11 protein-coding genes and 1 pseudogene are annotated in these 21,801 nt (G+C 59.5%); 4 read left to right on the top strand and 8 right to left on the bottom strand.

Annotated elements, in window-relative coordinates; genetic code table 11:
* Positions 1–315 precede the first annotated feature (315 nt).
* Positions 316–582 (top strand): helix-turn-helix domain-containing protein, encoded by a 267-nt coding sequence (locus ACIP90_RS13060; protein ID WP_400579748.1) that lies wholly within the window; start codon positions 316–318, stop codon positions 580–582.
* A gap of 158 nt (positions 583–740) precedes the next feature.
* Entirely contained in the window at positions 741–1,421 is a 681-nt protein-coding gene (locus ACIP90_RS13055) for a helicase associated domain-containing protein (RefSeq protein WP_400579747.1), read from the top strand.
* Positions 1,422–1,527: 106 nt separating this feature from the next.
* Here the strand turns inward: ACIP90_RS13055 and ACIP90_RS13050 are convergent.
* Together ACIP90_RS13050 and ACIP90_RS13045 are read right to left on the bottom strand one after the other, a co-directional pair.
* A pseudogene (locus ACIP90_RS13050) lies at positions 1,528–1,707 on the bottom strand (transposase); the annotation flags it as partial.
* A gap of 81 nt (positions 1,708–1,788) precedes the next feature.
* The gene (locus ACIP90_RS13045; RefSeq protein ID WP_400579746.1) at positions 1,789–2,562 is read right to left on the bottom strand and encodes a hypothetical protein; all 774 of its coding nucleotides are present in this window, start codon (positions 2,560–2,562) and stop codon (positions 1,789–1,791) included.
* A gap of 1,290 nt (positions 2,563–3,852) precedes the next feature.
* Here ACIP90_RS13045 and ACIP90_RS13040 point away from each other — a divergent pair.
* Positions 3,853–7,230 (top strand): helicase-related protein, encoded by a 3,378-nt coding sequence (locus tag ACIP90_RS13040; RefSeq protein ID WP_400579745.1) that lies wholly within the window; start codon positions 3,853–3,855, stop codon positions 7,228–7,230.
* Complete coding sequence (locus tag ACIP90_RS13035; protein WP_400579744.1) at positions 7,227–10,436, top strand: Eco57I restriction-modification methylase domain-containing protein; 3,210 nt, start codon at positions 7,227–7,229, stop codon at positions 10,434–10,436. Before ACIP90_RS13040 ends, ACIP90_RS13035 begins: the two co-directional genes overlap by 4 nt.
* Positions 10,437–11,465: 1,029 nt before the next feature.
* On the opposite strand, the gene ACIP90_RS13030 is transcribed toward ACIP90_RS13035, so the two are convergent.
* The 6 genes from ACIP90_RS13030 to ACIP90_RS13005 all read right to left on the bottom strand — a co-directional run bounded on the left by ACIP90_RS13030 (position 11,466) and on the right by ACIP90_RS13005 (position 21,769).
* A complete protein-coding gene (locus ACIP90_RS13030; RefSeq protein ID WP_400579743.1) occupies positions 11,466–14,621 on the bottom strand; it encodes a DUF3427 domain-containing protein in 3,156 nt (1,051 codons plus the stop codon).
* Positions 14,622–14,787: 166 nt separating this feature from the next.
* Positions 14,788–16,689 (bottom strand): DUF262 domain-containing protein, encoded by a 1,902-nt coding sequence (locus ACIP90_RS13025; protein WP_400579742.1) that lies wholly within the window; start codon positions 16,687–16,689, stop codon positions 14,788–14,790.
* Positions 16,690–16,905: 216 nt separating this feature from the next.
* Positions 16,906–17,604: a hypothetical protein gene (locus ACIP90_RS13020; RefSeq protein ID WP_400579741.1), complete on the bottom strand. Its 699-nt coding sequence runs from the start codon at positions 17,602–17,604 to the stop codon at positions 16,906–16,908.
* A gap of 150 nt (positions 17,605–17,754) precedes the next feature.
* Complete coding sequence (locus ACIP90_RS13015) at positions 17,755–18,012, bottom strand: hypothetical protein (RefSeq protein ID WP_400579740.1); 258 nt, start codon at positions 18,010–18,012, stop codon at positions 17,755–17,757.
* 1,183 nt (positions 18,013–19,195) lie between these two features.
* Positions 19,196–19,684, bottom strand: coding sequence for a hypothetical protein (locus tag ACIP90_RS13010; RefSeq protein ID WP_400579739.1), 489 nt, complete (start codon positions 19,682–19,684; stop codon positions 19,196–19,198).
* Between the two features lie 672 nt (positions 19,685–20,356).
* On the bottom strand, positions 20,357–21,769 hold the full coding sequence (locus tag ACIP90_RS13005; protein WP_400579738.1) for an amino acid permease: 1,413 nt from the start codon (positions 21,767–21,769) through the stop codon (positions 20,357–20,359).
* Between the last annotated feature and the right edge of the window lie 32 nt (positions 21,770–21,801).

Here is a 21,801-nt window from a genome sequence, read left to right as displayed (position 1 = left end):
GTCAAGGCAACACCCGGAAAAGTGCTTGCTGTGTTGGATGGAATCAGTGGATACGTGGTCATGACAGTATTTTTTGCAGCAACAAAGTAAAAAAATCATGAGAGGAAGCGTCAACGCGTCCGTGATCGGCGCGTAGCTGGAATCAGGCGCCGTCATTAGAGCCGCTTTCCGGTCTGCAGTGGCGGGATTGTGCCGGTAGCCCAGGTGCGCCCAACGGTTCCGACGAACTCACCTGCCTTCCCGGCACTCCTCTCCGCCACTCCGGCTTGCTTAGCCGAAGCGTTTGCGCCAGGAGTCCTTCTCCTTGCACATACGATGTTGGACATGACTGAAGAAGCTCGACCCCTGCGTTTCCTAACGATCGAACAGGTCGCACAGGAACTGAACGTGAGTCAGATCCAGGTCAGGGCTCTGCTACGAAGCGGTGAGCTTCGCGGGTTCCAAGTCGGCGGCCGGGGAATATGGCGTATCGGTGTCGATGATGTTGAGGCCTATATTGACGAGGCCTACCGCCGCACAGCGGAAAATCTCCACAGTGGGGAACTCCAAGAATCTATCCCTGCCAGCGGACAAGACGACTGACCGATCCTTCTACCGCCGGAATAGGCGTCAGGCGACGGATTCACGGCAACGGGCCCTGTCGAAAGAGCTCCGCGAAGCAGTGAGGTGGACAGGTGGGTTCCCCCGGTAAAGCCCAGAGAAGGCCGAGGACCCTGCCGGGTTTTGGGAGGATAGACCCCGTGACAGATACTCCGCGACGCAGCGCTCCCTACCAGGAGTGGGTGCTTATGTACAGGAAGGGCCTGAGCCGGGGGCAGATTGCCGACCTCACCGGTGCGGCGCCGGCGACCGTGGGCTACCACCTCGGATTGGCACGGACACTGGACCCACGACTGCAGCACGAGCATGACGCGGCCGCCCGCAAGCCCGCGATCACCGGGCAGGGGCGGGAACGCCTTCAGCAGCTCGTCGCGTTCGTGCAGGATACAGGCCGGTACCCCTCGAGGAGCTCGGGCGACGTATCGGAACGGACCCTGGCAGCATGGCTTCAGCGGCGCCGCTGCGAAGCCGCTGACGGGACACTCGCTCCGGCCTACCTTCAGGGCTTGGCGGAGCTGCCGGACTGGCGGGGCACACCCAGGGCAGTGGCAAATGAGGCACGGTGGCAGGACCGACTCACGGCCCTGTCCGCCTACCTGGCCTCGGGGCACGACTGGCCGCGCCACAAGGCCACCGTCCCAGGTCACGAGCATGAGCTCGGCGTCTGGCTTCACACCCAGCGCTACAAGGCCCGCCGGGGCGAATTGGCCCCCGCCAAACTGGTAGCCCTGGATGCAAGAGTCCCGGGCTGGAGGTCAGGGCGGACACGGGGCCGAAAACTCCTGGCTCGTCCGGGGCCGATCCAGCCCACCCAGTACTAGATTGATCGTGTGAAGCAGGACCTTCGGCTACGGCAGGTATGGCCAGCGCCGAACGGGCGCGCAGTATTTTCACCCTTGAAGGCTCTTCAGAATAGAGGGTGTAGTTGGGCCTGAATCCTCCGGTTTCGAGGAGCGCCTGGGCTATATAGTTCGTCAAGTTGCGGAAGCCGAAGGCGCTGAGGCGGAGGTGGTCGAGGCGGCCGTTGATCGCTTCTGTGGGTCAATTGGATGTGCCGGGGCGGTCGAAGTACGCGAGCACTTTGACGACGGGCTGTTTCGGCGTCCGGTCGGGCGTTGGATCTCGCTCCTACCCGGCCACCGCCGCGCGCACCCGGGCTACATCGTCAACTCCGAAGGGCCGCCAAGATTACATCTCGCCATCCGCCAGTCGCTGTGCCTCTTTGATCTCTACCTTTCTCGGCAGCACATACTCGCCAACAGCAATTCGAGCTCCCGCCAAGAACTTCACGACTACCGCCAGTGTCTCTTCGTCGAGCAAGGAAGCACTCCCCTCAAGCACCAATTTGATTGCGCTCTTCAATTCCGGAGGGAGATCGTCATCTTCAATGCGGGCATTAACCAAGACTCTCTTCCGCTCTTCCGCGAATCTCTCGGCTGCCAGAACCTCGATAACGCGCTCCCGGAATTCTGCGCTGCTCATGCTGATTCCGGGCTCCTCGACGGCGGCGTCCACTTCTTTGGAGGGATCTGCCGACGGAGTGGCGGTCAGAACGGCCAGCTCAGTAGAACCGGCTTTGCCGCTGGCCTCTCTAATTGCAGATCGAAGGCTCTTGGCAATCTCGCTCGACTTCCGCTTTATTGCTGGAGCGACGAGCTCCTTGAAAACGGGGGCAGCAACCTCCCTCAGGACCCACGCGCCCCCGTCTACTATCGCGTCTGCTATCGCTTGCTGCGTCGGCGAGAGCTCCCGCGTGTCCGTGCTTCTTGGTGAATCCGGAGCATACGCGTGAGCTCCGAACATGGCGGCCTCGTCGACCGGAAATGATTCGGGTGGCCCTAAGAGCTTATTGGTGCCGTCTTCCCGCAGGAGCTCGCGCTCGGCGCCGGGAGTATCTTTCGACTCCGAAAAATGCGTTCCTTTTGGAACTCGAACCCTGCGGAGTTGCCATTCTTCATTCATGCGACTCCTATGCTCCGACGCCTCAAACAGAAAAATACACCACTCGCGCGTGCTTGGCTCTCCAACGCGTCCAGGGTATGCACGCGCTGCCGCTCGGCGAGCGCAGTCAGATCATAGGGAGCCATGCCCGAAGTGTACTTGCGGCCACTGACAAGCGCCGATGCGGCGCGGAGTCGTGGCACCGTGACGACACGAGGCGTGGGCCCCCATGCGGCGCTATCGCTCGGCGCCACGGCCGCGGTTGCCGCCAGGCTCCAGGCGTGCCGGTGCAGCCTGCGACACGGCCGCCGTGCAACGGTCGCGGCGCCGTCTGCCCGAGGAGGACGGCGCGCGCGACGGCGTCCGCCTCGACCGGGAGGGGCCGTTCCCCGGAGGGAGGGACGGCGCGCACGCGCCGCTCGACCTCGGCATCCAGGTCCCAGCGCCGGCAGTCCTGGGTGAAGTCCCGCGATGGAGCCTATGCGAGCCCCTCTCTTAGGATCGCCGCGGAACGGTGCCGGTTGCGCGCGATGATGCCCGACAGCCGGGCCCACGCGCCGACGCTCACCTACATCGGCACTTCCGATTGGATGCTGACACCCCCATTGTGAAGAGCCTCTTTGAAGCGTCCGAGGACTTCACCAGGACTGCTGGCAGGCCAGCGAAGAAATTGCCGCCTCGGACTCGGACCGCTTCTACAGGCCATCCCATAATCATGCCTTCTGTATTGGAAGCGGTCTTCCCTCCGAACAATCCGTTGCACTAGCTGACTGCCACTCCCCCGTAGTAAATATTGAGATCGGCTTTCCTTTGAGGGCCAACATTGCGCTCCCGATGCCGAGGATGATGGCTGCATCGTCCTGGTGACAACATGCTGCGCAGACTAGAACGTGGCCAAGGACATCCACACGGAATCAGCGATCTGCCTCGTCGCCTCGAGGAATGCCTATCGTTAGAAATGAGTGAGTCCACCAGGAGCGAGCCCTGAGCTCAACCCGGCGGACGTTGAGAATCCCCGCCCAGCTGCTCCAAGTCTGAAGCAGGTCATGATGTGTTCCCAATCCTGCCCCTCCACGGCTGGGAGCAGTGGGACAACATCATGGGGAAAGTCCTCACCAAATGTCCGTCCTCGGCCAAGAGTGGAGGCACAGACGGCTTTCTAACATATGGTCCTTGGCAACGCACGGATTCGAGATCCACGGGTCTTCCTCAACTCGGAGATATGGTGGGTCTCGGGCTATAGGGTGGCGAGCGGTGTTGGGGTCAGCCGACAGCGAGTTTCTAGGGCTGAGTTGGCGAGGGAATGCTCCCTTGACTGTCGGCGAAGTGGAGGACGTGGACGTGCCGAGGATCTTCGATAATCTCGAACTGGTCTTGCATCCAACGTTGGACGCAACCTTGGCCAACTCCAGTCGGGCGGATTTCTGTGTTGGCTATTTCAATCTTCGCGGGTGGAAACTGATCGACAGCCGCATCGATGCATGGGCTGGAACCCCAGACAATCGGTGCCGACTGCTCGTGGGGATGCAGCGACTTCCCCAAGACGAACTGCGCGACATGCTACGCGCTGATTCTGCAAGTGGCGGAATCGATCTGCAGACCGCCAATGCGTTGCGTCGACGTGTGGCGCAAGAGTTCCGGCAGCAGTTGACAATGGGGAACCCAAGCAACAGCGATGAGAAGGGGTTGCGCCGTTTATCCGACCAGCTTCGCGCCGGCAAAGTCCAAGTTAAGCTCTATCTGCGTGAGACGCTGCATGCCAAGTTGTACTTGGTCCACAGGGAAGACATGAACAACCCAACCATTGGATTCGTCGGTAGCAGTAACCTGACGTTCTCTGGCCTGAAGAACCAAGGCGAGTTGAATGTTGACGTCCTCGACCACGACGCGTGCAGGAAGTTGACTTCTTGGTTCGAGGATCGCTGGGAGGACAACTTCTGCGTCGACATTACGGAGGATCTCGCCGATATTATCGACGAGAGTTGGGCCAGCCCTGTACTTCGGGATCCGTATCACATCTACGTGAAGATGGCGTACCACCTCTCGCAGGAAGCTCGGGCTGGGTTAAGTGAATACGGAGTCCCGAAAGACCTGCGGAATGTTCTGCTCGATTTCCAGGCCGCTGCTGTGAGAATAGCCGCGCACCATCTCAACCATCGCGGTGGAGTCATAATTGGCGATGTGGTGGGGCTGGGTAAGACTCTCATGGCGGTGGCCTTGGCCCGCCTGTTCCAAGAAGACCAGTTCACAAACACCCTGATCATCTGCCCGGCGCGTTTGGTTCGAATGTGGGAGTCGTACGTCCACAAATACGGACTCATAGCTCGAGTGGTTTCCCTCGGGAATGTGCAGAACGTCCTGCCTACACTTCAAAGGTACCGTGTCGTGCTGATTGACGAGAGTCATAATCTGCGTAATCGTGAAGGCTCTCGGTATCGGATCATTCGTGACTACATTGAACAAAACGACTCGCGTTGCATTCTTCTTTCCGCTACCCCGTACAACAAGTCCTACGAAGATCTCGGATCCCAACTCCGATTGTTCGTTCCTGAGAATCAGGACCTTGGAGTGCGCCCCGAGCGCCTGATCCGCGAGATGGGGGAAATGGAGTTCATCCGTAAGTATCAGGCTGCTCCCCGCACGATCGCGGCGTTTGAGAAGTCGCCCTACCCGGATGACTGGCGTGACCTGATGCGGCTCTATCTGGTGCGACGCACACGTAGCTTCATCGAGGAGAACTACGCGGCTGCCGATCCCAAAACTGGCCGAATGTTCTTGAGCTTCCCAGACGGAAGTCGTCACGTCTTCCCCACACGCGTCCCCAGAAACGTGGCACCGACACCTGTGACTTCCGAAGAGGACGACCCGTACCTTCGGATGTACAGCGATTCCGTGATTGACGTTGTCGACGCATTGAAGTTGCCCAGGTACGGCATGACCTCATATCTGGCCCCGGAGTCCGCGTTCAGCCCGACCGAGGGAGAAGTCCGGACCATTGCGCGACTCTCGCGGGCTGGCGCTCGGTTGATGGGCTTCGTCCGCACCAACCTGTTCAAACGCCTTGAGAGTGGCGGACCATCCTTCCTTCTGTCTGTGTATCGCCATGTCCTGCGAAACGAGGTGTTGGTCTACGCCCTCGAGAACGGCTTGCCAATACCCATCGGTGCTCAGGACGCGACCGTGCTGGATACGGATCTTACTGACGCAGACGAGAACGGGGAGGGCATACGTGTCGACGAGCAGGTCGACTATAGCCCCGCCAAGATTCGACAGCGTGCCCGCGATCTTTATCGCGAGTTCTCCGGTTCCCAGCATGGCCGTTTTCGGTGGCTTCCGGCCGAGGCTTTTCGGGATGAGCTGCGCAATGACCTAATCGCCGATGCCGATGGTTTAGCGGGTCTCCTGAGAGAACTCGGTGATTGGCGTCCCGAAGGGGACGCGAAGCTGCTAGCGCTTCACAGGTTGATAACGGAGGTACATCCGAAGGAGAAGGTCCTGGTGTTCACCCAGTTCGCCGACACCGCGGTATACCTCCAGCGGGAGCTACGTTCTCTCGTCGACGAGAAGGCGCGCCCAGAAATCGTGGCTGTAACCGGTAACGATAATGACCCCACGTCGATTGCTTGGCGTTTCAGTCCGAAGAGCAATGACGCTGAAACGACAGATGGTCACGAAATTCGCGTGCTGCTTGCCACTGATGTTCTGAGTGAGGGGCAGAACCTACAAGACGCTCACATCATCGTGAACTACGACTTGCCCTGGGCAATCATTCGCCTTATTCAGAGGGCTGGCCGTGTAGACCGTCTCGGGCAAGAAGCTGAAGAGATCCTTGCCTACTCCTTCCTGCCTGCGGATGGAGTCGAGCAACTGCTTCGGTTGCGAGCGCGGGTGCGCCAGCGTCTGCTGGAGAACGCTGCCGTGCTGGGTACCGATGAGACGTTCTTCGAAGACGACCCTGCGAGCATGCCTCTGGAGGATCTCTACAACGAAAAGGCAGGTGTCCTTGACGGCGATGCTGACACGGAGGTCGATCTGGCGTCCTACGCGTACCAGATATGGAAGAACGCCATTGACGAGGACCCGCATCTCGCTCAGCTGATCCCGAGCCTGCCTGCCGTCGTATATGCCACGCGTAGACTGACTGTCGGCGCTGGGGAGGTCAAGTCCCCAGGGGCATTAGTTTTCGTCCGCACATCTGCCGACAACGATGCCCTTGCATACGTTTCCGACAGGGGCGAGATCTTGAGTCACAGTCAGCTGGGAATCCTCAAAGCTGCTGAGTGTCTTCCGGATACTGCACCACAACCACGCGCCGAGAATCATCACGAACTTGTCGAGCAGGCTGTCGAGCATCTTTCCAACGAGGAGCGTGCAGTCGGAGGGCAATTGGGGCGACCGTCCGGTGCCCGCTTTCGGTGCTACGAACGTCTCAAGCGTCATTCGGAAAATGTGCGGGGGACATTGTTTGAGACTCCTGAATTGTTGAAGACTCTGGAGGACATCTACCGACACCCGCTTCAGCAGACCGCAACAGACACTATAAACAGGCAACTGCGAGCAGGCATTCCGGATCATCAGTTGGCTGAACTCTTAGTGGCGCTGCGGGATGACGGCCGACTCTCCGTCATCCAAGATAACGTAGCGCAGATCGGGCCAGAGATTCTCTGTTCGATGGGACTGGTTGAGTGAGTGGCATCAACGCCGCGCGCGCGCGCAAGCTGCTTAGGGCGACCGCTTTGGAGCAATTGTTTGTCGAAGAGCTCGGATGGGATCGGCACAAGGCGACGCGTCTCATCGAACGCAACGGGACCACATACACGTTCAGCGCTCTTGCCGAGAAGCGCGGCGTGGTTGCCTTCCTGTGCGCGTCTGCCGCTGGGCAACTTCCTAGCTATCAGGACCGGATCGCGCTTGAGCGCGAACTACGCAAACTGGTCCATGAGCACGTCATCATCTTCGTCGACGGCGCCGGAGCCTTCCAGATCTGGCAGTGGGTTAGGCGGGAGGCTGGCAAACCCCAAGCCACCCGGGAGCATCACTTCCATGTTTCGCAGTCCGGAGACTCCTTGATCGCGAAACTGGATCAATTGCTCTTCACTCTCGCGGAGGAAGACAGCATTACCATCTCAGAAGTAACGCAGCGCGCGCGGCAGGCCTTCGATATCGAGTCGGTAACGCGTCAGTTTTATGATCGGTTCCAAGATGAACACAAGGCGTTTCTTAGCTTCATAAGGGGATTCACTGATCAAGGCGATGCTGAGTGGTATGCGTCATTGATGCTGAACCGTCTTATGTTCATCTATTTCGTGCAGAAGCGTGGATTCATTGATAATGACCGTGACTACCTCCAGAATCGGCTACGGCGAGTACGTGAGGTTCGGGGCGAAGATAAGTTCTTCAGTTTCTACCGATTCTTTCTCCTGCGTTTGTTCCACGACGGCCTCGCGATGCCAGTTTCCGACCGAGAGAAAGATCTGGCGGACCTCCTCGGTAAGGTGCCATACCTAAATGGTGGGCTCTTCGAGCCGCACCGTCTGGAAAGACTCGGAAGTCATGTCGAGATTGACGACGCGGCATTCGTGAGGCTCTTTGGTTTCTTCGACTCTTACAGCTGGCACCTTGATGACCGACCGCTTAAGAGCGATAACGAAATCAACCCCGATGTTCTCGGTTACATATTCGAGAAATACATCAATCAGAAGGAAATGGGAGCCTACTACACAAAGGAGGATGTCACTGGGTACATAGCAGGAAATGCCATCGGAATCGCCTTGCTCCACCGGCTCGGGGGGAGTGGTGCAATTGATCGAGCACGAGAGTTGGTTACCCTGGCCCCCGAACGCTACCTACCGCCCTCACTCTTCGCGGCCTCCTTGCCAGGTGAGGGGCAGGCGGACGAGCGGGAGCGCTCACGTAGGCGTCATGAGGCTGTTCGACAGATGCGCAGGCCACCCCTCGAGTGGAATGATGCGATTCGCCACAACGTGGACCTCAGTGTCTTCCTCGAGGACGTCCTGCAGGAGGCATACCCGGACGAGTTGTGGGAGTTCTGGGTGACCCTGAACGGTCTCAAGGTCCTCGATCCGACGTGTGGTTCAGGGGCGTTCTTGTTCGCGGCCTTAAGGATTCTGCAGCCACTTTTCGAGGGAACCACGGCGCGGATGGAGGCGTTGCTGGGGACAACCAACCTCACCACCGAACAACGCAGCTCCTTCGAGTCGGTCATCACGGAGATTCGGCGCCACGCCAACCCTACGTACTTCACGCTCAAACGCATCCTCCTGAACAATCTGTTCGGCGTCGACCTCATGGAGGAGGCGGTCGAAATATGCAAGTTGCGACTGTTCCTCCAAGCCGCTTCGACGTTGCAGACGCCGACTGACTTGGAGCCCCTGCCAGACCTCGACTTCAACGTGAAGTGCGGGAATACAATCATCGGTTTCAGCTCACGTGGCGAACTTGCGGCTGCCATGGGTGAAGTCCTGGATTTGCATGGTGATCACGCGGGTGTGCTCTCTGCCTTGGATAAGTTGGACTCTGCCCATGCTCGATTTCGGCAGGCTCAGGGGCTGGCCGTCCACAATCGACCGGCGACTAATAAGGATTCGCTGGAAGAGTCGCTGGACTCTGTGCGAGCTGAACTCGACAGGTACCTGCTAAAGCGCGTTGGAGGCGTTACCCCCCGATCCGAGGAAGCGTGGATAAAACAGAATCATCCGTTCCACTGGTTTGCTGAGTTCCACGAGATCATGGAAAGCGGCGGATTCGATGTGATTATTGGGAATCCTCCGTACTCAGAAGTGCCCCAGACCCTAAGCCGGGACTACTTGGTGAAGCAGTACTCGACGGCCCTGTCGCGGTGGAGCCGGGATGAGGACGTCTACACGTTCGTGGTCGAGCGGAGTCTTGAACTGTTGGCCGAGGGGGGAGTCTTCGGCATGGTGCTTCCACTCAGTCTCTCGTTCAGCACAAAGCGGTCGTACGGCCTGCTGCGGGAGCAGATCGCGAAGGCAGATGGCTCCTGGTGGTTCTCGCATTTTGATCGAATCCCCAGTTCTCTCTTTGGAAATGACGTGAGAACGCGGAACACAGTTGCGATCCACGTGAGCCACCCATCCGAATATGAAGGCGGGTCTATAGTGGGTGTCACTGAGCTCCTCCGCTGGACGCATGAACAGCGCGACTACCTCTTCGACACGCTCCACTATGCGGTCATCGATGAGGTTCCGGTGCTTGGGATCCCGAAGTTGGGCTCGCAGCGACAGGCGAAAGCCTATGAAGCTTTGACGCATTCTAAACATTCCCTTGGGGTCGATCTGACTGACAGCGTCAGTTTCTCGTCTCTTGCAAGCAGCGCACCGGTGTTCCCCTCTAAGTCGGTCTTCATTGGCGGAACTGCCTACAACTGGTTCCCGGTCTGGAGGGAGATCCCCGAGACCACTGATGCGGCAGGCAACCCAAGTCTCCCTGCGCGGACTGCCTGTTACAGGTTCAAGTCTGAGGAGGAGGCCGACGTCGTCTTTGCGCTGCTGGGTAGCTCACTTGGCTACTGGTGGTGGGCCGTTGCCTCAGACGGGTTCAATCTCAAGAAGTGGCTGCTCGACCGCTTTCCGATCTCGCTGAGAGATCTCACCAAGGAGGCCCGAAAGGAGTTGGCCTCGGCGGGAGCAGCGCTGCGCCGCGAGCTGCGAAAGCACTATGTGTACAAAGACAACCGTGGGCGGGTGGGCAACTGGTACCTGCCTGCGTGCTCAGCACAGATGCACGCCATCGATGCCGTGCTTGCCAAACAAGTCGACGTTCTCGACGAGGAGTTCTTCGCAGACATACAGGCCTTCAACTCGAGGTTCTCCACGGCCCAGACCGTGGATCCAGGGGCAGATCATGCTTCATAGCTTCGCAAACGCGCCTGTGAAATGTCCGGGACATGACGCGGTAGTCTACTTGACGTTCGGATCAGAGGCGTTTACGGGCCCTTCGCAGTTAAGCATGGTTGGGTTGTTTTACCCGGTACGGGCGGTGGCCGCCAGCTGCGCGTAGGCATCTGAGTGTGTAGTTGGTTTAGTTCCGGAAGCCGCGAGCGATTCTGCGGGTGGTTTCGATGACGGCGTTGACCGCTTCCGTGGGCCCGTTGGGAGGCGCCGTAGGTGTCGAATTAGGCCAGGATCGCTGCCTTCCAGAGCCGCCGGGTCCGCCCGAGCCGGGCGCGATCACCCCGTTCACGAGGTCCCGCCCTCTATCGGGTCGGGCGTGATGTCGCGGAGCTTCTGGTAGCACTGCCAGGCCAGGGTGACTTCGCGGCCTGGGTCCCCTGCGGTGAGCTTGGCATCCAGTCTGGCCGCTTAATCCCCGGTTTCCTGAAAGACCGGGGTTCCCTAGTTTAGACAAACGGCCGATAGCGCTTTCACCGGGACCATCGTCGATGCTGCAATCCGCAGGACCATGTCGTCGTTCGGATGACTACTGACTGGCGCACCTTCCGATCAATGATCTCTTTGGGGGGCGGCTCGCCATGGGCTAAGTCCGAGGCTGAGTGAGGGGCTGCGTGACCGGTGCATACCGAGGGCGTACCAGACCCAGACTCAGCTTCTCCAAGACGACCAGAGGGGCGCTGTCGCTCTCCTAGGCCGAAGCGGCCTAGAAGCCCATGCATCCTTTGGAAGGCTCGTAGACGGCCGCTCAAGCTCCCGCCACACTTCCGTTTGGTTCGGACCTGCAAAGGCGTCGGGAACCATCCACAAACATCCACAACCTAGAGAACATGAAGGTTTTCTGGGGAGTCCGGAGGATGGGGCCAATCTTGTCTCCGGTCACCAAGACAGAAAAGCCCCCGGAATCTCGCCGATTCCGGGGGCTTGATCTGTAGCGGCGGTGGGGAGGCTCGATCTCCCGACCTCACGATTATTATGCGCCAGCTCTACAGCTCACTGCGCCACCGCAGCCGCCGTCGCATACACGTCCGCCGGCATGGGCCGGTGCAGCTTCCAGGTGATCGCAATCGGCTTCTCACCCACGTGCTGAACGTAGTCCACCTGCCCCAGACACGTGTACGGAACAGTCAGGCCTGTTTCGTCCTCTGAGGTGTCCCTAGTGAAGATCAGGATCTTCGAGCCGTCCGGAGCCCGGTCCAGGTACCGCCTCCCCGTCGGACTGCCGGGTGAGGTCACGTTCTGCGACTCCCAGTGGAATAGCTCCGGGCTAATGGCGTAGTCCTTGTACATCGTTGTCGCCGAGTGCTTCTTGTCGTCCTTGTTGAGCGTGACAAAGAAGGCATCGGTGGACGTCGCCGGGCACCAGGCCACGCCCTCACGGTGCTGAACGTTCTTGCCCAGCTCAAGCGAACCGTATTGCAGGGCCGCCAAGACCTCTTCGCGCCGGTAGGTCGCGTGCGAAAGCAGCGGAACATGTTGCAGTCCCGTTCCCAGGCCCTTTGCAGCATGCTTAGACGCGGCCACTCCGCGTTTCACGAGCTGGCGGATCTCGCTGCAGACAAACTGATAGCCGCGCAGGTAGTCGAGGCCGGCGTCGTACGTCTGGAAACCGCCGCCGTCATCCCAAAGCGTATAGAAAAGCATCCGGGCGAACGTCTGTTCCCTCATTCCGAGCTCGGCATAACGGGGCGCATCGGGGCCGACCAGCATCGAGTACGCCGCGGCGCGTTCCGGGTCGTCCACGTGGATAAGAGCAGCCATGCGGCCGAGAAGCTTCTTCTCATCGGCGTCCGAGAGCTCCTGGATTTTCCCGCTGAGGGCTGCCTCCAGCGGGGAGAACCCTTCGATCAGGCCCGCCTGGCGGAGGTAGCCGGTCCACGAGTCCCTGGTCGAACGGTAGATCGACTTCACGTCGTTCCCGGACTGCTCCAGATACGCCTCCAGTTCGGTCTCCGCGTACGAGGCGATGTCCCGGACCAGCTGCGCCCGGTTGAACCGCAGCTGTGCCCTGATGTTGTCCAGCACGACTTTCTGCGCCACCCGGTCCAGCACGATCTGCGATCCCGAGGGCAGGTACGGGAACTCGTCCTCGACGGCCTTCTCTAGCTCCTTCCGCCCGTAGCCGGTCAGCGCCCGGTAGCGCAGATCGAAGCGGAACTCACGGTGCTGCTGGCCGATGAAGTCCATGACTGTCAGCACCGCTTTTCCTTCGGCGCGGCGCAGTCCGCGGCCCAGCTGCTGGAGGAAAATCGTGGCGCTCTGCGTGGGCCGGAGCATCAGGATGGTATCCACCTGCGGGAGGTCCAGTCCTTCATTGAAGAGGTCGACGGCGAAGATACAGTTGATCTCCCGTTGCCGCAGCCGCTCAAGTGCAGCCGCGCGGTCGGCATCGTCTGTCTGTCCGGAAACCGCGACCGAAGCGATGCCGGCGCGGTTGAAGACTTCAGCCATGTAGACAGCGTGCTGTACAGAGACGCAGAAGCCGATGGCCCGCATCTGGTCCGTCCCGGTCACTTTATCGCGGAGTTCCCGGATGACCTTGGCGGCGCGGGCATCGTTGCCCGTGTACAGGTTGTTCAGCTGGGCGGTGTCGTAATTGCCACGCTTCCATTCCAGGTGGCTCAGGTCGACGTCGTCCGAGACGCCGAAGTAGTGGAACGGCACCAACAGGTCCGCGTCGAGGGCGTCCCAGAGCCTCAGTTCGCTAGCGGTGCGGCCGTCGAAGAACTGCTTGGCGACGTCGACGCCATCGCCGCGTTCCGGCGTCGCAGTCAGTCCGAGCAGCTGCTGCGGCTGCAGCTGGTCCAGCAGGCGCCGGTACGTGGGCGCCATGGCGTGGTGGAATTCATCGATAACGACCACGTCGAAGAAGTCGGGTTTCAGTTCTTCGATGCCGAGGGATGACAGGGACTGGACCGACGCGAAGATGTGTTTCCACTGCTGCGGTTTGTGCTCCCCGACGTAGAGTTCGCCGAAGACGCCGTCCTGCATAACGTCCCGATAGGTGCGCATTGCCTGTTTAAGGATCTCCTGTCGGTGGGCCACGAAGAGCAGCTTAAGATCCCGGCCGGCAGCCTCACAGAGGCGTTGGTAATCCAGCGCGGCGATCACAGTCTTGCCGGTTCCCGTAGCAGCGACCACGAGGTTGTGGTTGAAGCCCTTGAGGCGTTCGGCTTCCAGGTCCTCGAGCATCTCTTCCTGGTGGAGGAACGGCTGGACTTCGAGGCCGGTGGCTGCGTCCGGGGCGGCCGTGCGCCGGCCGCCGTTGCGTTCGAGCGCCGCGGCGAGCCTCTCTCCGTCGCGTTCGGGGTCATAGCCCTGGAAGGCGCGCTGTTCCCAGTAGCTGTCGAAGGTGACTTCGAACTTCTGCAGCAGTGTGGGCGTGCCGACGGAGCTGAGCCTGACGTTCCACTCGAGGCCGTCCAGGAGGGCTGCCTGGCTGAGGTTTGAGCTGCCGACGTAGGCCGTGTCGAAGCCCGAGTCACGGCGGAAGAGCCAGGCCTTGGCGTGCAGCCGGGTGGCCTGGGTTTCATAGTTGATCTTCACTTCCGCGCCGTAGCGAGTGACGAGCTCATTAATGGCGCGGCGTTCCGTGGCGCCCATGTATGTCGTGGTGAGGACTCTCAGACGGGCACCGCGTTCCTTCAGCTGCTCGAGGGCCGGTTGGAGGAGCCTTAGGCCCGTCCAGCGAACGAAAGCGCAGAGAAGATCGACCGTGTTGGCCGATTCGATCTCGGTTCTGAGCTCGGCAGCAAGGTTGGGATCGTCCTTGCTGTTGGTGAGGAGGGCCGAGTCTGATAGCGGCGTCGTGGGGCGGCGGAGTTGACGACGCTTGAGCGTGTCCGTGCGGTGAAGTGACTGGAGCTGGGTGGGGCCTTCGCCGATCAGGTCGTGATACTGCACCGCTCGGAGGAGCTTGTTCGCGAGAGCAACGCGCTCCTGGGGCTTGGCTGCGGTGAGGGCTCGGCGAACGGCATCGGCTATGTGGCGGGAGAGGATGTCCGGGGCGTCTTCGTCTTCTATATAGGCGAAGTTTGGCTGGACGTCCGAGAGTTGACTCAGCCGCGAAGCGAGGGCTTCCGTGTTCAGTAGCTCGTACAAGCCCTCGGGCAGCTGCTCTGCTGCCGGTCCCCCATTGAATGTAGTCACTGCGCCAGGCTATTTGGTAGTAAGAGGAAAGACCAATGACAACCACAATCTCAGCGGTCATGGACCGCGATGGGGCGGCAGGTCCATCCGGAGTTCGGAAAGATGGGGGTCACTGGGATTCCGGGAGCGAAACCCAAGTGATACTCCCTTCCGAACGCAGGGCTGCCTAACTACCGATTGTTTGGAGTGCCTCTTCTTCATCTGCATCAATTTCTTCAGTCAGGCTCGTCGCCTGATCCTGATAAACGAGATTGCCAGTAGCTCGCTCGATCAGTTCTATCAAGCGCTTTTGCCGGTCCTCCATAAAGTTGTCAAAGTCATCGGCTCTGAGCAAATTGGGATCAATCGCATGGCTTTTCAAATATGATTCCAATGCAGAGGACTCTATTGCTGGGGTTTCATTGTTTCCCCTCTCAAGTTGCGCCAAGTAGATCGAGGGCGCAGCACCGCCGATAATGCGATTGGTGCGATAGGACAAGGGAGTCTTGTTAATAATAGAGTCATAGATGCCTGCCGGTATCTTATGGTCTTCGCACCATTTGCGGGGAAAAATGTGGTGAATGTCCACCGCCTCGCCAAAGAAAACCGTGTGATCAAATGCCTGACCCGACCGAAAGTCACGAGCACCTTCAAGCATTAGAAGCGCATTTACACCCTTGTAAGCCGCGGAGAGCCGCATTCTCATAGTTCGAAGCCTATCCGCCCTGAAGACAGTATCGCTCACTGTGGCGGGAGGCTTTCCCCCCTTGAGCCATTCGGGGACCTCGAGGAAGTCTCTGGCTATCCGCGTGTCAACAGTAGAACCATACAGCTCACCAAATACTCCATTCCAGTACCAACGGACTAGCTTCGATCGATTTGCCTCGTGCTCCCACGCATCGCCAATATCAGCTAAAACGGCAGCGAGAGGGATTATCTGAGACTGATATGGGAGATCGAAGATGCGATATATATGCAACATGTGAAGGAACTTTGCCGCCCGGTGGAAACCGATCTCGGCTTGGTCCTGATACTTCAGATATGCAGTCAGAGGGAGGTTGAGTAAGGCCTGCCGATTCCCTGAAACCTGCGGTAGCTCCTTACCTGTCCTCCCCCGCAACTCGGCATCTCGACGCTTTTCACGTGTGTGAAAGAGGGAAATGACGTGAAGAAAATCTGTATTTGCTACATTAGTCAGAATGCCTGACTCCGCATCCGCGGGACGGTAAGCGCGAGCCAGCCGTCGGTGCCGCCCCTCAGTGGACGCATCACCGTACCAGTCCTTCCGCAGCTCATGTCCATCGGCCGCATACATCGCGGTGATGAGCTCAAAGGCGTCCAGTGCTTTGCCGCCGGTATTGACCTTTTCAAATACGACACAAACGGCTTCCTTGGAAGTCGAACGGTCAAGAGCTATCACGGGAATCTGATATTGCATGAAGTTGTTCAAGACTTCATCTTTAAAGCTCATTAGCAGCTTCCAGTTTTCCTGAAAGCCTTCCTTCCCCATGTTTCGTTCCATCCAGGATCTATTCCATTCATCCCAGTCGAAGACCATAGTCAATGGATACATCAAATTATCGAGCTCCGCCTCACGAGAAGAGAGATCCAGCTCGATCTCTCGTCCAAAGGCACCTCTGACGACCTTGTCGGCGGGAACCCCAACGACCGCATCTTCCCTATCGACACTGTTGTCGAGCGCTGCCCGAATATCAATGTAGAACCAGCGGTCAACTCGCTTCTTCCTCGGCGTAACCGTTCTGACGACTTGGTTCCTGAGAGTCACTTGATACAGGGAAGTCATTCGCTGCTGGCCGTCTAACAAGAGTGCCTCGGGCATCCTCTCGAATGCGCCCTCCGGAGCGCCCTCAACCGGCCGAGGCTTGAATTCAACTCCGCCCCCAGTCTCTAAAGTCATCAGTGCACCCACAGGGAAGGCGCGGGAGACTGAAGCAATGAGGCTCTTAATCCGATCCTCGTCCCAAACCCAACTACGCTGAAAATCCGGCAACTGCAATTTGCCTGATTGGCAGTTTGACAAGAGCTCCTGAAGCGAGACTGGGTTTGTCTTAAAGAACGAATTCACCATGCTTGGGACGATACATCAGGCCGTCGCTTTTCCGCGACGGCCTGCCATCCTCTGGACAGTGAGGGACCAAGCCCTGGCAGCGAAAACTGCGAGCGCTAGGAGATGTGCGGCGGGTACTGCCGGGACCCGACCGAGCACGTTAATGGATCCAGTGACCCACGTAGCGATCGACAGGCTGCGAGTGGGTTGTGCTTGAAGCAGCGTCAGGCGGTGTGCTCACGTCGCAGGGACAAGCGTTGGGTCAGGTACTTTCTGGCTGCCCAACTTCTGAACAGTAAACCGCGCACTGCAACGCTCCAAAGCATAGGACCAGGCTGCATTGTCCGCCCAGTCTGGCTTTTCGATCAGGTCGTTGATCTTTGGAACTCTGCTAAGGCCCGTGGCCAAATCGCGGTATTGGGGAAATTTAGATCGAGGAAGAAAGTAATGCTGATTTGGGCACTCGAGACCAGCATCAGTGAGAAACCAGCCTTCGGCGATAACAGCTGCCAGACTTCCCTGTAGCTGATACTGCGCGTCAGTACGCTCCATTTGAGAACTGATTGCAAGCCTGAGAGCTTCACGCAGCCTATCCAAACTATTCACCCAAGGGGCCGGTTTGCTGAGGCCCCATGCTTTGGCTCGCGTTAGCTGATGGAGGAGTTCATCGACGACTTGACTGAACTGCTCGTGGGACCGCCAGGTGGTGTGAGCTCTATGTTTCGCGGTTTCCACCATGATGCGAAGAACTCCCACCCCGCCGTCTTGGCCCGTGGCACCGGCCAACTCACGGAAAGCGGTCGTGACGGTAAACTCACCCGGAACGTCTGTTCCCTCGACGGTAATTTGGTTGTGGTCCAGCGCACCGATACCGACGGCCTCTTTCATTGCGGCCAATGCAGTCCCGTAGGTGAAGTTCGAAAGCGCGTCCAACACGTCATCTTGATATCGGGCTTTCGCTTGAACATTAGCGTCAATTTGCGCTTGGAGATCTTGAAAGCGTTGCTCAAACTTCTCAGCAACCTCATCGGTCTTCTCAGCCGCAGCTTCGTCAGCAACTTTGCGGACAGCTCTCCTGACACGAGGCTAAAAAATGAGTAGAGCACCCGCTGAGAAAAATCCCGTGCCAAAGTTCGTGAAAATGGACTGGAGCACTGGCAGATCATCAGTTGTCATGATGTTCCAAGGGAAGAGCTCGCCCACGCCTTGGGGATTGACCAAGAGCCGCAGGAAGAACGACGCGACGACTAGAACGGCGCCGATACCCATTAGCCAACAGATCCACTTCACGTTCAGTCGAGCATGACTCGGCGCAGGGGAATACGAATTATCTACTTCATCCACAGGGATACCCTATAGTCCAACGTAAGGGTCTGCTTCCTCCTTCCATGTCCGCCATATCAGCCGCCGCCGGAGGGGGCCTGTCCTCAGACATGCAGTCCAAGACCAACGAACGCGGCGGCTCCTTCGATCTGCACTTGCACCGGAGCGGTCGCGGGGAGCGGACCGAGGAAACGCTAAAAACGTGTTCGCCTAGTCGTTGATGCTGCGCGCGACCACGCTCGAGCTCGACACGCCAATGAAATTGACGTCAGTGGGTTTGGGTTTTAGGTTCCCGAGGGCATCCGGCCGCTGGGCAGAAATTCAGGGTGTAGCTCCCCCTGGTCAGACTAGCAAGCAGTTGGATTCTAGGCACACACCGGTCACGGCAGCTTGGCCCGGTCGCCTACAGCCGCCGCTGCCGGAACATCGGAAACAGCTCCCGCACCCTCGCCACACCGTCTCCAGCGAGTCGTCCACCGTCCGAACACCAGGTTCGAGCCCGAGGTCGGCTTTACCATCCCCATGGGATCCACCAGAATGCTGCGGCTCACGAAGACCGGCGGAGCCTGGCACACCCCCCACCACGTAAACGCTGTTCTCAATGGCGCTCGCCGCGTTCAGCGCCAGTCACTGCATCAACGAGTCGATGATATTGCAAGGCCACACGCTGTCACTGGCGACTGTTGACCTCTCCGCTTCTCAAGAGACATCCGAGACGGATTTCTAAAGGCAGTCCACGGGCATAGCCGTCCTGGTGAGCAGGTAGCCCACGCTGCGGCTAGACCGCTAATTCTTCCGGGGAACCGCCTCCGCACCCACCAACACAGCTCAACCCCCGCCAGGCGCCCGCTGTACGAGGTGCCCGCCCCGCTTTCAACGCGTCCGACTCCCGCCGTCGAACGCTTGTGCAAAGCGACGGTGGATGGAGTCAGCTGCCGGTACATCGCTTCCTCGGGCCGGATCCGATGGCCGTCCCGGATGACGTTCCACTCCTGCCCTGCTCCTCGATAGTGTGGGTGTCGTCCACGTCCGCCGGATAAAGCCGGAACAGGTGCAGGCGGCACTGTGTCTGACCGAACGCATTGGATATACCGTTGCCGGATGCCCTCAGAATGTGCTCGTGGAACGAGGTATTGTTCGCCACAAGCTCCTGATGGATGTCCTCGCCGGAGCGGCCGTGTTCCCTGAATTCCGCCGCTTCTGGCTACTTCAGTGAGGTGATTCCTTCGACCCTAAAAGCCGGAACCGTTGTGTTGCCGCGTATTTGGGTCTCGTAACTAATCGAGCCCAGCGACGTAGCCGTAATTCGGACTTCATCGTCAGTCACGAAGCCGCTCAGATCAGGACAGTTCGCATCTCCATCCCCTCCTTGGAAAACTGAGTTCTCATCGTAGTCATACGAGTTCTCCATTTTCTTGTAAGAGATGTTGGCGCGAAAGGTGCATGATCCCGTTGCGGCGTCGAATTGCGTGATCCGGGCGTAGAGAACTATTGTCTTCCCTTTATGGCTGTCAGGAGTCTTAACCAGGAGCGCCAAGTCTCGCTCAGTAAGTTCCGGCGCGGCATCGATCTGTGCCTGAGAGACTGGAGGAACATCCTTTGAGTCAAGCTGCGATTCTGCGGACGAATGGCCAAAGCTGGAGGCAATTGCCGCACATCCTGCGAATAGTGCGACGACCATAGCCAGGACCACCAGCCAAACGGTTCGACTTCGTCTCTTGCGCGGATAAGTTATGACCGCGGGCGCCTCAAACTCCCCAGCTCGTTGGACATGACGGGTGGCAACTCCATACGTTGGTGCGTCTATCCAGAGCTGCCACCCTTCCGGTAGTGGACCCCACGCTGGATCAGGCAGCCATCCGGGCGGGGGTGTCCAACCTTCAGGGGGTGCTGGCCAGTTCGGCGGCGGGTTGAAGCGTTTGTTCATGGTGATTGGTCCCCCTTGATCTCATGTGAGTGCCCTGACTGTATCCTTGTCGTCGACAGAATTTGCGCAGAAAATGCGCAGAAAACCGTCAATTCGATGGGTGGTGTTGGGTAGCCCGCCCTACTGCCACCGGCGCAAGGAAGCACATGTAGAAGGTCGGGCACCCGCTGCCCTTGCGGCAGACCTACAACCCGTCAGGTCACTTCACTGATGACGAGCGCCTACGTCGAGTCACACAGGCACCACTCCAAGCCGGGGTCGACGTAACCGAACACTTTTTGAACAGCTAACTGAAACTCGCTGGTCGGGTATGCCGTCCGGCCCAGGAGCATGCTGCACTTGTATCGTCCGGCACCTCAAAACGCCAAGGCGCGCCCGGCCAGACCGGACGCGCCCTTCGTGTGCCCTGAACCCGAGGAGTGGTTCGCTACGCCTGGTTCAGTCGATGAGCACCGGCTGCTTGGCACCATCCGAAGATTCAACAACCGGCGAAACGTTGCCGGAACGGTGGTGGAGCCAGTTCGCCACCGCCAGGAGCGCAACGAGCCCGAACGTGCTCAGCAGCTGGGGGCGGGAATCCTCGCCGATGAAGCCCACCGTGAAGATCGCCGCGAGGATCAGCAGACCAAGGGAAGTGAGCCACGGGAACCCGGGCATCCGCAGGGGAAGGGCCGTTCCCTCGCGGTCGGCGCGGAAGCGCAGCGCGAGCTGGGCAAGAAGCGCGGACGTCCACACCAACAGACAGGTCGAACCCACGATATTCAGCAGGACGGGAAGCACCATCTCGGGGAAGGCCATCTCCAGCACAACCGTGACAACCCCGAAGGCGACGCTGGCCAGCACCGCGATGACCGGAACCCGGGCCTTGGAGACGGAGGCGAGCGCACGCGGCGCCTCACCGCGTTCGGCCAGGGAGTACGCCATCCGCGATGCGCCGTAGAGGTTGGCGTTGAGGGCGGAGAGGAGTGCTGCGACGGCTACCAGGGTGATGGCGGTGCCGGCGCCGGGCATGCCTGCGGCTTCCAGCACCGCGGCGAACGGGCTCTTCAATCCCTCAGAACCCACGGGAACCACGGCCGCGATCACGAAGATCGCACCGATGTAGAACACCAGGATGCGCCACAGCACCGTCCGGACTGCCTTCTTCACGCTGCGGGCCGGCTCGGCGGTCTCGGCCGCTGCCACGGACACGATCTCGGTGCCGCCGAATGCGAACGCCACCACGAACAGTGCCGTCGCAATCCCGGCGAAACCGCTCGGCGCGAATCCGTCGCCGGTGAAGTTGGTCAGGCCCGGCGACTGGACGCCCGGCAGCCAGCCGAAAAGCAGGGCAGCGCCCACCAGGAGGAACCCGACGATGGCCGCCACCTTGAGCAGGGCGAACCAGAACTCGAACTCGCCGAAATTCTTCACGCTGGTCAGGTTCACGGCGGTGAGCACCACGATGAACACAAAGGCCATCAGCCACACCGGCAGGGCCGGGAAGATGGTGGCCAGCAGACCTGCCGCTCCGAGCGCCTCTGCCGCGATCACCACCACGAGCTGCAGCCACCAGAGCCAGCCCACGGTGGCACCGGCCACCGGCCCGTAAGCCTTGGCGGTGTAGACGGAGAAGGCGCCGCTGTCCGGGTTCGCCGCGGCCATCTCGCCGAGCGCCCACATCACCAGGATGATGAGCGTGCCCGCCACGAGGTAGGAGATCAGCACCGCCGGGCCGGCAGCCTGGATGCCCGCGCCCGAGCCGATGAACAGGCCCGCGCCGATGGCGCTGCCCAGGCCCATCATGGTGAGCTGGCGGGGCTTGAGTGCGGCGCCGAGGGCGCGGCCAGACGTCTTTGTCTGTTGTTCCATGGGGATTCCTCTTATATGTAGGTGGAACGGGG

It is taken from the genome of Arthrobacter sp. NPDC093139, from assembly GCF_044754165.1.
GTDB lineage: Bacteria > Actinomycetota > Actinomycetes > Actinomycetales > Micrococcaceae > Arthrobacter.
This window is presented reverse-complemented; position numbering and strand designations above follow the sequence as displayed.